12 protein-coding genes are annotated in these 13,377 nt (G+C 41.8%); 5 read left to right on the top strand and 7 right to left on the bottom strand.

Going from position 1 to position 13,377, the window contains the following annotated elements:
* Positions 1-5: 5 nt before the first annotated feature.
* On the bottom strand, positions 6-1,445 hold the full coding sequence (locus PSE72_RS06990; protein WP_110732206.1) for an FGGY family carbohydrate kinase: 1,440 nt from the start codon (positions 1,443-1,445) through the stop codon (positions 6-8).
* A gap of 241 nt (positions 1,446-1,686) precedes the next feature.
* On the opposite strand from PSE72_RS06990, the gene PSE72_RS06995 reads away from it, so the two are divergent.
* The 4 genes from PSE72_RS06995 (at position 1,687) to PSE72_RS07010 (ending at position 5,587) form a co-directional block, all read left to right on the top strand.
* Complete coding sequence (locus tag PSE72_RS06995) at positions 1,687-3,087, top strand: NAD(P)/FAD-dependent oxidoreductase (RefSeq protein WP_115166804.1); 1,401 nt, start codon at positions 1,687-1,689, stop codon at positions 3,085-3,087.
* Positions 3,084-4,313: an NAD(P)/FAD-dependent oxidoreductase gene (locus PSE72_RS07000; protein WP_115166805.1), complete on the top strand. Its 1,230-nt coding sequence runs from the start codon at positions 3,084-3,086 to the stop codon at positions 4,311-4,313. The genes PSE72_RS06995 and PSE72_RS07000 overlap by 4 nt, the downstream gene beginning before the upstream one ends.
* A gap of 35 nt (positions 4,314-4,348) precedes the next feature.
* Entirely contained in the window at positions 4,349-5,125 is a 777-nt protein-coding gene (locus tag PSE72_RS07005; protein ID WP_004913603.1) for a DeoR/GlpR family DNA-binding transcription regulator, read from the top strand.
* Positions 5,126-5,236: 111 nt separating this feature from the next.
* The gene (locus tag PSE72_RS07010) at positions 5,237-5,587 is read left to right on the top strand and encodes a DUF1937 family protein (RefSeq protein ID WP_004913600.1); all 351 of its coding nucleotides are present in this window, start codon (positions 5,237-5,239) and stop codon (positions 5,585-5,587) included.
* A gap of 124 nt (positions 5,588-5,711) precedes the next feature.
* On the opposite strand, the gene ybaL is transcribed toward PSE72_RS07010, so the two are convergent.
* Entirely contained in the window at positions 5,712-7,463 is a 1,752-nt protein-coding gene (gene ybaL, locus PSE72_RS07015; RefSeq protein ID WP_004913598.1) for a YbaL family putative K(+) efflux transporter, read from the bottom strand.
* A 286-nt stretch (positions 7,464-7,749) separates the two neighbouring features.
* The gene (locus tag PSE72_RS07020; RefSeq protein ID WP_004913594.1) at positions 7,750-8,973 is read right to left on the bottom strand and encodes an MFS transporter; all 1,224 of its coding nucleotides are present in this window, start codon (positions 8,971-8,973) and stop codon (positions 7,750-7,752) included.
* A 258-nt stretch (positions 8,974-9,231) separates the two neighbouring features.
* Here PSE72_RS07020 and ushA point away from each other — a divergent pair, with 258 nt between their 5' ends.
* Positions 9,232-10,896 (top strand): bifunctional UDP-sugar hydrolase/5'-nucleotidase UshA, encoded by a 1,665-nt coding sequence (gene ushA, locus PSE72_RS07025; protein WP_004913593.1) that lies wholly within the window; start codon positions 9,232-9,234, stop codon positions 10,894-10,896.
* A gap of 60 nt (positions 10,897-10,956) precedes the next feature.
* Here ushA and PSE72_RS07030 read toward each other — a convergent pair whose 3' ends face one another.
* The 4 genes from PSE72_RS07030 to PSE72_RS07045 form a co-directional block, all read right to left on the bottom strand.
* Positions 10,957-11,286 carry a hypothetical protein gene (locus PSE72_RS07030; protein WP_071524548.1) on the bottom strand — a complete coding sequence of 110 codons (330 nt, stop codon included), beginning with the start codon at positions 11,284-11,286 and terminating at the stop codon, positions 10,957-10,959.
* Complete coding sequence (gene ybaK, locus PSE72_RS07035; RefSeq protein WP_004913586.1) at positions 11,258-11,731, bottom strand: Cys-tRNA(Pro)/Cys-tRNA(Cys) deacylase YbaK; 474 nt, start codon at positions 11,729-11,731, stop codon at positions 11,258-11,260. The genes PSE72_RS07030 and ybaK overlap by 29 nt, the downstream gene beginning before the upstream one ends.
* A 21-nt stretch (positions 11,732-11,752) precedes the next feature.
* The gene (locus tag PSE72_RS07040; RefSeq protein ID WP_004913582.1) at positions 11,753-12,556 is read right to left on the bottom strand and encodes a TraB/GumN family protein; all 804 of its coding nucleotides are present in this window, start codon (positions 12,554-12,556) and stop codon (positions 11,753-11,755) included.
* A gap of 156 nt (positions 12,557-12,712) precedes the next feature.
* Positions 12,713-13,294 (bottom strand): HdeD family acid-resistance protein, encoded by a 582-nt coding sequence (locus PSE72_RS07045; RefSeq protein WP_004913580.1) that lies wholly within the window; start codon positions 13,292-13,294, stop codon positions 12,713-12,715.
* Positions 13,295-13,377 lie beyond the last annotated feature (83 nt).

The raw sequence follows: 13,377 nt of genomic DNA on the forward strand, positions 1-13,377 counted from the left end.
TTATTTTAGTGTCTTAATTGGCGAGAACGGGCAATGATGTCGCGATATTGTTCCATCACACCTTGCATATTCGTTCCATCAGGATGTGTCACAGTTGCATTGCGTCTTACCGCCATTTCATGAGTGATCCCGAGACCTTTGCGAGCTAACAAGGCGGCGCCTAGTGCAGTTACTTCACGGTTTGCTGGTGCTTCAATGTTTTTTTGTAATAAATTGGCTAAAAATTGCTTAAAATATTGATTTGAAGAGAGCCCTCCATCGACTGAGATTGACTGGCCTAGTGGTGAAATTTTTTCCATTGCAAAAATAACTTCAGCGGAACGTGCGGCTATGCCTTCCAAAACCGATTGCATCATGTCTTTTTTGTCGGTATCTAATGAAAGACCCGCCCAAAGGCCTGCAGCACTGCGATCCCAATATGGACATCCTAAACCGGATAATGCAGGGACAAAGGCTAGGCCGCGTTTAATAGCGGATTCAGCTCTGAAATCCCCGAGTTCATCGAATGAGTCAAATAAACCGATTTTGCGAGCCCAATTGATGGCAGATGCTGCGTTGTAGACGCCGCCATCTAAACCAAATACAGGAGGTTGATTGGGAAACTTCCAACAGAGTGTGGGCAATAAACCGCTGTCATGAGTTTGTGGAATATCAGTGCCAGTTAGTGCTTGCAAGAACGCGCCGGTACCGAAGGTGATTTTGGCATCACCTTTCTCACGGCAACCATGGCCGAATGTGCCAGCAAATTGGTCAACAATAATGGCGGTGACTGGGGTGAGGTGCCCATCAAGATTTATTGCGCCAAAGTCACCAATGTTATCTTTAATAGGCGGCAAGCAATGGATGGGAACACCAAAAATGTCACATAGTTCTTGATCCCACTCTAGCGTATGAATATTGAGTAATGAAGTTCGAGATGCCGAGTTATAGTCGGTGACAAATACGCCACATAACCGATCGAGAAAAAAAGCATCCATCGTACCGATGCGTAATTTATTTTTATCCGCTAATGTTTTCGCACCGACAACATTGTTAATAATCCAGCCCATTTTGCTGGCGGAAAAATAAGGGTCGAGAGGTAAGCCTGATTTAGACTGTACCAGCGGCTCTAACCCTGCTTCCTTGAGCATTGAGATGGTTTTTTCTGTCCGTAAGTCTTGCCAAACAATTGCGTTGTATAAAGGGCGCTTGCTATCCGCATCCCATGCGACAATGCTTTCACCTTGGTGACAAAGCCCAATAGCATCAACGACTTCGCAGCTATGTAAGCATTTAATGATGTTTGCCAGTATTTCCTCTGGGTCATGTTCAACCCAACCACTATTCAGCGTGATTTGTTTATGAGGAATACTCATAGGGGAGTGGTAATGGCCGCCTTCTTCAAAGACAACGACCCGGGTTCCCGTTGTTCCCTGATCGATAGCCGCATAACGTTGATTGAGCATCACAGTATTCCCAGTGTTATAAATGTTGTAAATAGGTCTGTTTTTTTGCTTACTATCGTTTAATCGGAAATAAAATCCACAAAAAACTCACAGTAAGTTTCACTAATGTGACAAAAATCACAATAAAGTAACAATGTGAGTAAGTTTTTGGTTATTGCTGTGCTTTGTGTTGTTTTAATTATTGTGATTGTGGGAATTATGTGGTTTTATGTGTGCAAGTTTTAAGTTAAGGATCTCAGCCATGGATATTAATAATAAAAAAATTTGGGATGTCATTGTCATCGGCGGTGGTGTCATTGGCTGTGCTGTGACACGTAAATTCACACTGATGGGTGCCAACACGTTGTTACTTGAACGTGGAGGTGACATCCTTTCGGGAGCAAGTAAGGCAAATAGTGCGCTATTACACACAGGTTTTGACGCCACACCAGGGAGTCTAGAACTTGAGTGCATGCAAGAAGGGTATCGTGAATTCATTGCAATCAGAGAAAAAATGAATTTACCTCTTCTTGAAACGGGGGCATTAGTGGTTGCATGGAATGATGAGCAACTCAGTAAATTACCGGCGATAGTAGAACAAGCACATACTAACAACGTATTAGATGTGGCAATTATTGATAAAGAAGAGCTATATCGCAGAGAACCCCATTTAGCACCAGGGGCACTTGCAGCTGTTTCTGTGCCAGGTGAAGCGGTTATTGACCCATGGAGTACGCCACTTTCGTATTTAACCCAAGCAGTGAAGCATGGGGCTGAGTACCACTTTCATTGTGAGGTTAATGGTGGAACACTCCATGATGGACTATGGCATTTAACCACATCAAAAGGTGAGTTTCCTGCCCGTTTAGTCATTAATTGTGCAGGAATTAATGGGGATATTGTCGAATCAATTTGCCACCCATCACCGTTCCAAATAAAGCCACGTAAAGGGCAATTTCTTGTTTATGACAAAGCGGCAGCAGCGGATATCAATGCGATTATCCTACCAGTGCCGACTGCTATCACAAAAGGTGTATTGCTATCGAAAACCATCTTCGGCAACCTCTTGCTTGGCCCTACAGCGGAAGAACAAGATGACCGCTGGAAAGCAGAGGTAAAACAAGAAGTGCTTGAGGACTTAATTGCCCAAGGTTCTCGCATGTTACCTTCATTGCACAATTACAGTGTGACCGCAACCTATGCGGGGTTACGCCCTGCTACAGAAGAAAAATATTACCGCATTAATGACTATCCAGAAAAACAGTGGATATGTGCAGGGGGAATTCGTTCCACAGGTTTAACTTCAGCCTTAGGGGTGGCAAGCTATCTTGGTAAATTGTACCAAGAGAATTTCACACCGCTTTTTGAGCTATCACCACCAGAAGTACTGATTTGGCCAACTATGCCAATGATTTCTGAATATCATCAACGGGATTACCAATGCAAAAGCAATGGCGGTATTGTCTGCCATTGTGAATTAGTGACCCAGCGGGAGATTGAAGCCGCATTTGATTCGGATATTCCTCCAGAGTGTTTAGGGGCTTTACGCCGCAGAACGCGAGTGATGATGGGGCGTTGTAATGGGTTTTATTGTAGTAGTCAGGTGGCTGAAATTATTAATGGTCGCTTCGACCACACATTGGCAGTGGAGGCCGTAAAATGAGTGTAAATTATGATGTTATTATCATTGGCTCGGGCCCTACAGGTGTCGCTGCGGCACAGGCACTACGTCGTCGTGGTATACAAAATATCGCCATCATTGAGCGTGAAGCCCATGCTGGTGGCGTTCCACGCCACTGCCAGCACCCAACTTTTGGCATTTTAGCTTTTAAACGGCCTATGAAAGGCAACCAATTTGCTGAAAAAATTGTCAATCAACTGGGAAACACACCGATTTTTACTCGTAGCACGGTGACTGCGTTACAACCTAATGGGAAATTAACCGTTTCAACACCAGAAGGTCTTGTTGAAATGCAAGCTAAACGGGTTTTGATAGCGACAGGGGTAAGAGAAACACCTCGCCATCCGCGCTTAGTTTCAGGCTTGCGGCCACAAGGAATTTTAACCGCAGGGGCATTACAGCAATTTGTTTATTTAAATGGCAAGAAGCCTTGCCGTAATCCCGTGATTGTAGGCAGTGAATTAGTGAGTTTTTCTGCACTATGGACACTAAAAAATGCAGGCGTTAAAGCCCAAGCGATGATTGAAAGTGGTGATCGGATTTTAGCTTTTAAACCCGCGACTTTATTTGCTAAAGCGATGGGAACCCCCGTTTATTTAAATAGTAAAATTACTGAAATTGGTGGCTTAGATCGCGTGGAATATGTGGTTGTTGAAACAGAAGGTAAAAGCCACAAAATCATGTGTGATTCGGTCATTTTTACGGGGCAATTTGTGGGTGAAAATACGCTAATCCGTAAAAGCCATTTGAGCTTTGATGCGGCGACAGGAAAACCGGTAACAGACCAATATGGGCGTTGCTCTGATACTCGCTACTATGCCGCTGGCAATATGTTGCATCCAGCCGATATGGGTGACCAATGTTACCAAGAAGGTCTTATAACTGGCGGATATATTGCAGACGATTTATTAGCAAATCATCACCAACAACATGTCAAAGTTACCCAGCGTATTCCTGTACAAGTTAATGAGAAAATTTGTTTTAGTGTTCCAGCGTGTATTGATATGGATAATTTATCAGTGCGACAAATTGATTTTAATATCAAAGTTGAACAGCCAGTGAACGGAACTATTCGTGTTATGGCAGGGAATACCCTGTTATATGAAAAACGCCATCGCTGTTTACCAACACGACGTATTTTACTGAAAAATATTGATTTAACAAAAATACAGCAGGAAGCTACTGAAATTAGTATCACTGTTGTATAGTGCTGGAAAGTTAAATGGTTAAGAAGGATTAAACTATGTGTGAGGGACGTTCCTCAAAAGTACGTCATCAAACCATCATTGAGCTGCTTTCTACTCAAGGGCAGGTTTACGTACAGGAGCTTGCTAAACATTTTAATGTCGCGCAAGAAACCATCCGTCGTGACCTTAGTAAGCTTGAAACACAGAAGTTACTGAAAAAAGTCCATGGTGGGGCTGTCAATATTCAATCAAAATTTGAGCGTAATTTTACGGAAAGAGCACAAGCCGCGGTTGATGAGAAAAAAGCGATTGCGGCGAAAGCGGCTGAGCTGATTAAACCTGGAGACACATTGTTTATTGATTTTGGCACAACCACCTTTGAATTTAGCCAAAGAATCAAATTGATTGATAACTTAACCGTTATTACAAATTCGCCGTTATTGGCAAATACGTTACAAGAAAACTCAACTATCGAAACGATTTTGATTGGAGGGCAATTTAACGCAGCGCAAAATGCGTGCTTAGGGGCTATTGCACTAAAAAATATTGCTGAGTTTTTTGCTGATTATGCAGTCATTGGGGCAGGGGCGATACACGCATTGCATGGCGTGATGGATCAGCACGTCGATGAAGCGGCAATCGCACAAAAGATGATGGAAAACAGCGATAAATTAATGGTGTTAGCGGATGGCACGAAAGCGAATAAACATGCGATTAATTTTGTGACAAGTTGGGACAATATTGATTATTTAGTGACAACCAGCAAAGAATTTAAATTACCTGAAAGTAAAAAACATCCTAAAACGAAAATTATTGTTGCGGACGTTGAATAAGTTTTAATTCTATAAATTAAACACTCCCTGTGGAAAATAATTAATTATTTTTCATGGGGTTGCTTTAACTAAAAAATGTTCATCGAAAATTAACAACACCTAGGAAAGATTATGAGCCTTTATTTTATTGCTTGCCCTTATTCAGACCCCGATAGCAATGTTGTAGAAATGCGCTTTGCTGAATGCACTAAATTTGCAGCAGAACTGGCGCTTAAAGGTATCGCTACCTATAGCCAAATCACAATGACCCATCCAATTAACCAATACTTAGCCTCACAAGGACAAAAAGTCGCATGGTCTTCTATTGATATGGAATTTCTAAAGCGGTGTGATGGTTTAATTGTGCTGACACTACCTGGCTGGGAAAAAAGCGGTGGTGTTGCAGCTGAAATTCAGTTTTTTAAAGACCAAGGGTTGCCAGTTTGGACTGGGGATGAGTTTATCGCTCACTATTTAGAGTGAACGATGAGGGAAAGTAAAAACCGAAGATAAACTATCTAGAGAGGATAGAAATAATAAGCGTATAAATTTCAATGTAATAAAAAAGGAAGCAATGGCTTCCTTTTTTTATTAATGGAAATAGAGGTTAATGAGCGGGTTTTAGATAATCATCTAAACTTTTGCCTTCACCTTTTTTATCATTGTCACCATCAATCATATCATCGATAGAACAACCGAACTCTTCCACATCATTGCACATGAGTGTCGCCATGGATTTTGCAATTTCATGTTCGCCAATAATGATATGGTCTGCACCTCGTTCTTTAATAAAGCTGACTTCATCATCATAATGGGCACGAACAATCACAGTGACATCTGGGTTCATTTCTTTCGCGGTTGCGACAATTTCACCAGCTTCATAACCATTAGGGATAGTTAAGAGCAATGTTTTGGCGCATTCAATACGGGCAAGGCTAATAATTTCTCTATTGGCACCATTACCTAAGATTGCGCTAAAGCCATTTTCAGCAAGTTCTTCAAACCGAGAGCGGGTATCTTCAACAACGACAACCGGAATTTCCCTTCTACGCAGTTTGTCTGCAAGCATGCCACCTACTCGGCCGTAACCAACGATGATGGCGTGGCCGCAGATATCGACAGGAACTTGGGTTTCCTCTTCCAGAGTCTCTTCCAGCAGTTGCTCTTCGATAGTTTCGGTTTTCTCAAGGTACTTATCTAATAAGCTAAATAACACAGGGTTCAGCATAATAGAGACAATTGCACCCGCTAACACCAAGTTTTGCGCGTCTTTATCCATGACACCTAGGGTTAACCCCATTCCGGCTAAGATAAAGGCAAATTCACCAATTTGCGCAAGACTAACTGAAATAGTTAATGCGGTTCGTCGTGAATGGCCAAACATCCTAACAAGTACCAAGGCAGCTGCGGATTTACCAATAATGATAATGGCGAGAACGGCTAAAATTCCCAGAGGCTGCTCAATTAATACGACTGGGTCGAACAGCATCCCAACTGATACAAAGAACAGTACGGCAAAGGCATCACGTAGTGGCAGAGTGTCTTGTGCGGCGCGATGGCTGAGTTCAGACTCATTTAATACCATTCCTGCGAAGAACGCACCAAGGGCAAATGAAGCATCAAAAATAGCCACAGCAGCATAGGCAATGCCTAATGCGAGTGCGAGAACAGCAAGAGTGAATAGCTCACGAGAACCTGTTGATGCGGTACGCGATAAAATCCATGGGATTACTTTACGGCCCACGACAATCATAATAAATATGAATAGAACAACTTTACCAATTGTCCATGCAAGGCCTAATGCGAGCTCACTGAAGCTGGCATCATCCGTGTTCATGATAGCTGCCGCCGCAGGCAGTAGAACGAGTGTTAAGACCATCGCTAAGTCTTCAACAATCAGCCAGCCTATAGCAATTTGCCCACGCTGACTTTCAATCAATTGACGTTCTTCTAATGCACGAAGTAATACGACGGTACTGGCAGTTGATAAACACAGGCCAAATACAACGCCTGTAAATATTCCCCAGCCAAATAACATCGACAGGCCAAGGCCCAGTAAGGTTGCTACTGCGATTTGAGCAATAGCTCCGGGAATGGCGATAGCTTTAACAGCAAGTAAATCTTTTAATGAAAAATGTAGGCCTACCCCAAACATCAGTAAGATAACACCGATTTCAGCAAGTTCAGGTGCCAGTGCTGCATCAGCAACAAACCCAGGGGTAAATGGGCCTGCGAGAACACCGGCTGCAAGATAGCCAACTAAAGGGGAAATTTTTAATCGCTGTGCGATCATACCTAACAAATATGCAAGGGCGAGACCACCAACAATGGTTGTGATTAAGGGCGTTGAATGCTCCATTTAGTCTCCTCTGGTTAGTATAAAAATAGAAAGGTGGGTACATGCCGTTGACTTTTAAAATGAGGCCTTCATTTTAAAATGCAAATTGCATGTTTTTATATTCTAACTTTTTTTGAGATAAATTTCCTTAAAAAAATGAAATGTTTTTAAAAAAAATGCAGGTTAAAGGAGCTAAATCGTTACAAGCTTTGTGTTTGTGAGATTTTTATCTGAAATTTATCGAGATTATGGAAGGAAAGACCCATACTTATTTTTAGGTAAGTATGGGTAAAATAAGAAAATAAATCTATTTGTTACCAATATTTGGTAGCAATACTGTAAAAATCCCAAGTAATGGTAAGAAAGCACAATAATGATAAACTTGTTCAATACTGGTCTGGTCTGCGATATGGCCTAAAACTGCCGCACCAACACCTCCCATACCGAATGCTAATCCAAAGAACAACCCTGATACCATGCCGGTTTTACCGGGGATCAGCTCTTGTGCGTAGACTAAAATAGCCGAAAAGGCAGAGGCTAAAATCATACCAATGATGACGGTAAGTACCCCAGTCCAATAGAGGGATGCATAGGGTAAAATTAAGGTAAATGGTGCAACTCCAAGGATTGAGAACCAAATAACGTATTTACGCCCTATTTTGTCGCCTATTGGCCCGCCAATCATAGTACCAGCGGCTACGGCAAATAAGAAAACAAACAAATGAATTTGCGCATTTTGCACAGAAACACCGAACTTATCGATCAAATAAAAGGTGTAATAGCTGCTGATGCTCGCCAAATAAAAGTATTTTGAAAAAATCAGAATTAACAGTACCGCCAAAGAGCCAATAATTGTCTTTCGTGGTAAGACTTTAACATTCCCTGAATTGAGTGGTTTCTTACTTGCAGCGCGGTGTTGTTGTTTGTACCAGCTGCTAACTTGCAATAAAATAACAATCGCAAGCAGGGCTGCAAGCGAGAACCAACCAATGTTGCCTTTTCCGTATGGTTCAATAATCAGTGCTGCAAGTAGTGGCCCAAGGGAGGCACCTAAGTTACCACCGACTTGGAAAAAGGATTGCGCCAGACCATGACGACCGCCTGAAGCCATACGCGCCACACGAGAAGATTCAGGATGGAAGACAGAAGAACCGGTTCCAACCAATGCGGCTGCAAGTAATATGGTCGGGAAAGTTTCTGCCATCGCTAACAAGATTAGCCCCGTTAGCGTGAAGCTCATTCCTATTGGCAAGGAATAAGGTTGTGGATGTTTGTCCGTATAGTAGCCAATAATCGGTTGTAACAGTGATGCAGTAATCTGATAAGTAAGGGTTATCATCCCGATTTGGGCAAAACTCAGTGAAAAATCAGATTGTAATAAAGGATAAATCGCTAAGATTAGTGACTGGATCATATCATTAAGTAAATGAGAGACACTGATCGCGGTTAGGATACTAAAGACCGTTTTCCCTGTTTTATTTAATGGCTTTGACGGGCTTGGGTTGTTGGGTGTTGTGGTTTGCTCACTCATGTCATTATCAACTTTATGTGTTACATAATTGTTATCAATATAACTGAAATACAATTTATTTAAATAAATAAATAAATCACGTGAATAACTAGTGTTCGTAAATTATTTGATGGCGGTCTCATTTTTATGAAACGAATTTCTTATTCTGCAATAGGTATCAAATCCTGCTCATATTTTTATGCTATAAGACAGCAGGTAGTGACAAACTATAATCTAATATGACTGTATAAAAATTCCTATACCAGCAGGGAGAAATGTATGAAGTTTGCATTTAAGGCATGCGCATTAACGGTATCGTTAGCGTTAATACCCGCAACTATGGCAAATGCGTGGGAAAAAGACAAAACATACAATATTACCATTTTGCATACCAATGACCATCACGGCCACTTCTGGCATAACGACCATGGTGAATATGGTTTAGCGGCGCAAAAAACGGTAGTTGATGAAATTCGTGACGAAGTCGCTAAACAAGGCGGCAGTGTTTTACTGCTCTCTGGTGGTGATATTAATACCGGTGTACCAGAGTCTGATTTACAAGATGCAGAACCCGATTTTAAAGGAATGAACTTAGTCGGTTACGATGCAATGGCATTAGGGAACCACGAGTTTGATAACCCACTTGAGACGTTGCGTCAGCAAGAAAAATGGGCAACTTTTCCGTTTTTATCTGCCAATATTTATCAAAGCAGCACAGGTAAACGCCTTTTCAAACCTTACCAAATCTTTGATAAACAAGGTGTGAAAATTGCTGTTATGGGGCTGACAACCGACGACACAGTGCGTATCGGTAACCCTGCCAATTTCCCTGATGTCGAATTCCGTGTGCCTGCGGACGAAGCCAAAAAAGTGGTTGAAGAGCTTCGCGCAACAGAAAAACCAGACATTATCATCGCAGCAACTCATATGGGGCACTATGATGATGGTAATCATGGTTCAAATGCTCCGGGCGATGTAGAAATGGCGCGCAGCTTACCTGCTGGCTATTTAGATATGATAGTGGGTGGTCACTCACAAGACCCTGTTTGTATGTCTCAAGAAAAGAAAAACTACAAACAAGAGGATTATGTACCAGGTACACCGTGTGCGCCAGATAACCAAAATGGAACTTGGATTGTGCAAGCCCATGAATGGGGTAAATATGTTGGTCGTGCAGATTTTGAATTTAAAAATGGCAAGTTTACGCTGAAACACTACCAGTTAATCCCAATTAACTTGAAGAAAAAAGTGACAAAAGAAGATGGGACTAGCGAGCGTGTTTATTATACGCAAGAAATTGCTCATAACCCTGATATGATGAAATTATTGACACCTTATCAAGAAAAAGGTGACAAGCAATTGAGTGTTAAAGTGGGCTCAGTTGAAGGTAAACTTGAAGGTGATCGCAGTAAAGTGCGTTTTGTGCAAACAAATATGGGGCACCTTCTGTTAGCCGCACAAAAAGAACGCGCAGGGGCTGATTTTGCGATTATGAGCGGCGGCGGTGTTCGTGACTCTATCGAAAGTGGCGATATCACTTATAAAGATGTGCTCAAGGTTCAGCCGTTTGCTAATGAGTTAGTTTATGTCGATTTCAAAGGGGATGAAGTTATCCCATACCTGACCGCAGTTGCGAATATGAAACCGGATGCAGGTGCGTATGGCCAGTTCTACAACGTGAACTTAACGCTGAATAAAGATGGCACGATTAGTGATGTCAAAATTGATGGTAAGCCTGTTGACCCAGCCAAAACTTATCGTATGGCAACGTTGAATTTCAATGCGATTGGTGGTGACGGTTACCCGAAAATTGACAACCATCCTAACTACGTTAATACCGGCTTTGTCGATGCGGAAGTGCTCAAAGGGTATATTGAAAAACATTCCCCGCTGAAAGCGGCAGATTATGAACCAAAAGGTGAGATTATTTATAATAATAAATAATTAAATCATTATTACCTTGAAAGCCTCACCGCTCGCGGTGGGGCTTTTTATCGTCATTATTTAGAGCAAAAAAGCATGAGCGACTAAATGAGGGCCTTCATAAATATCAAATGAATGATAATGTAATAAATATTCATGAGGCGCATGATCAACAAGAAAACGCACAGTTCCTCGGCTTATTTGTCGATTATGGCTATTGCGTAAATGAAACGCTAGCTGGAATATCACACTCCAAGATTCATCGGGTTTGAGGCTGAAACGAGCAACAGCATAATAAGTCCCAATTGCTGGCGGCTGTTGCCTACCACCTTCTTGAGACGATAACCATTCAATCGTCGCTGCGACTGTCACGGGTTTAATATCATTTACGTATTTCAGCGAAGGTTGCATTCAGTACTTTGGCGAGATCGTTAGGAGCAAGTTCAATATCTAAACCACGTTTTCCACCTGAAACGAACATACTGGCATATTGCTGAGCTTGGTCGTCAATGACTGTCGGTAAGCGCTTTTTTTGACCTAATGGGCTAATGCCCCCAAGCAAATACCCCGTTGTTTTTTGAGCGATTTGTGGGTCTGCCATTTCAACTTTTTTGACTTTAAACACTTTAGCAACCAGTTTTAAATCTAGTTGCCCTGAAACAGGTGTTACGGCCACGGCTAATGTTTTTTGATCGCCATTGAGTGCGACTAATAAGGTTTTAAACACTTGCTTGGCATCTAACCCAAGTTTTCGTACTGCTTCATCACCAAAGTTACTTTCATTTGGGTCGTGATCGTAGGGGTGTAATGTGAAGGAAATTTTTTGTTTTTCGAGTAATTTTACGGCTGGGGTCATTTTGAGCCTTCTATTTATAACTTAGTTTCGCAAATATTCTACCAGACTATTTTCACCAAACAGGTGTAACGCACCAACGGCGACCACATAGTTACCATCAGGGAGTGATCTAAGCTGTTCGTTCCAATTCGCATTTCGTTGCTTCATCAATACCTGATAAATGTCTTCGCTAAAGGTATTGGGTAAAGCGGTACGATTATTGGGTTGGTAGTCTAACCACCAGCCTATCATCGTTTGTAGCGAGCGCGCGTTTGCACGCCAGTGGTTCAGCGAGTCTTGTAATAACGCTAACCCATTATTAGGCAAAGAAAGCAGCAATTCAACTTGAGAGGCAGTGCCCTCTAGTTCAATAATTGGTTTGAGTTGTGATTGCGCATTACGGATAAGTTGGTAGTCAATGCCATAGTGGCCTCTTAGCCCGAGTTCTTGGGCTTGGGTCGCTTGCAAAATCAGGGCAATTTGCCATGAGGGTAAGGTATCAAAGCGCTCGGGGGATTGGCGGAGCTCTAAACAATATTGTTGAAAAAGGTGATATTCATCGCGAGTTAGCCGTTGTTCAACAGGGAGAAGCTCAGCGATATCATCGCTAGGAAATGGAGAGTGGGTTTCAGTGATATCCGCCTCAACAATCAAGGCATCTGCGAGATTAAGTTTGTCTAATAATGTGGCAGACAAAGGAAACATCGTTTCTGTTCCCATGTGAATGCTACCCACAATGTGCAATTTCAGTTTTTTTGATAGCCGAATATCAACAGCAGGGTAAGGGTAAACCGGAGCAGTTTCTGTATGAAGCCAATTCTTTAAATTTTCAAACAAGTTACCCACGATTTCGTTCCTGCGTTATTTCTCATTTTCTTAGGGTAAACAATCTTACCGCAATTTGCGAATGCTCATCGTCGATTACGCATTTTTTAGCCGATTGGTGTCATCGTGGAGGTGAAATAATGTAAAAAAATGCCCCTATTAAGGGGCATGATAGGATTAATTATTTTTACTAATACCTTTAAATACACTGAGCAACGTGAATAAACTAAAGGAACTAAACACCATTTCGATGCCAATTAGGGTTGTCAGTAAAGTAATTGATGTAATTGGGCCATTACCGATGAGTAAATAAGCAATGAAGAAATCTAACAGCCCGATGATGATTTGTAACCAGCCGCCGGCTGAGCTAATTTGTTGGAAGCCGACATATAACCGAATAACCCCACCGATGATAAATAAAGCCGCCACTAAAATAGCCAACGCGACTAGGCTCTGCAACGGGTCTTTAATGAAAGAGTAGCCGACAATAATATAAATAAGACCAATGATAAAACCAAACAGTCGAGACCAACCGGTATAGATCACGGTACTTAGAATGCTCACAATCGCGCCAACGCCACCAATAATCAGGAGCACACCCAGTACGGTACTGACAGCGATACCCGATATCATTGGGTTGATGATACAAAAAATTCCGCCCGCTAATAATAAAATGGATAATATCACCAAAAATGTACGTTGTTTTTTAAACTCTTCACCCGCAAGTTTGGCAAGTTTTTCACGATCAATATTAAGCATTTTGCTCTCCAAATATGAAATAACTAACTATTTACTAGTATAGACTTAGCTTGATATTAATGACATATAAGATAATACAATTT

Source organism: Providencia sp. PROV116, assembly GCF_028482485.1.
GTDB lineage: Bacteria > Pseudomonadota > Gammaproteobacteria > Enterobacterales > Enterobacteriaceae > Providencia > Providencia rettgeri.

Bases quoted from the DNA above. Each gene is read 5' to 3' on its own strand.
- PSE72_RS06990 (WP_110732206.1), bottom strand. From the start codon at position 1,445: ATGCTCAATCAACGTTATGCGGCTATCGATCAGGGAACAACGGGAACC.
- PSE72_RS07005 (WP_004913603.1), top strand. From the start codon at position 4,349: ATGTGTGAGGGACGTTCCTCAAAAGTACGTCATCAAACCATCATTGAG.
- PSE72_RS07010 (WP_004913600.1), top strand. From the start codon at position 5,237: ATGAGCCTTTATTTTATTGCTTGCCCTTATTCAGACCCCGATAGCAAT.
- PSE72_RS07045 (WP_004913580.1), bottom strand. From the start codon at position 13,294: ATGCTTAATATTGATCGTGAAAAACTTGCCAAACTTGCGGGTGAAGAG.
- PSE72_RS07020 (WP_004913594.1), bottom strand. From the start codon at position 8,973: ATGAGTGAGCAAACCACAACACCCAACAACCCAAGCCCGTCAAAGCCA.
- PSE72_RS06995 (WP_115166804.1), top strand. From the start codon at position 1,687: ATGGATATTAATAATAAAAAAATTTGGGATGTCATTGTCATCGGCGGT.
- PSE72_RS07030 (WP_071524548.1), bottom strand. From the start codon at position 11,286: ATGCAACCTTCGCTGAAATACGTAAATGATATTAAACCCGTGACAGTC.
- ushA (WP_004913593.1), top strand. From the start codon at position 9,232: ATGAAGTTTGCATTTAAGGCATGCGCATTAACGGTATCGTTAGCGTTA.
- ybaL (WP_004913598.1), bottom strand. From the start codon at position 7,463: ATGGAGCATTCAACGCCCTTAATCACAACCATTGTTGGTGGTCTCGCC.
- PSE72_RS07000 (WP_115166805.1), top strand. From the start codon at position 3,084: ATGAGTGTAAATTATGATGTTATTATCATTGGCTCGGGCCCTACAGGT.
- ybaK (WP_004913586.1), bottom strand. From the start codon at position 11,731: ATGACCCCAGCCGTAAAATTACTCGAAAAACAAAAAATTTCCTTCACA.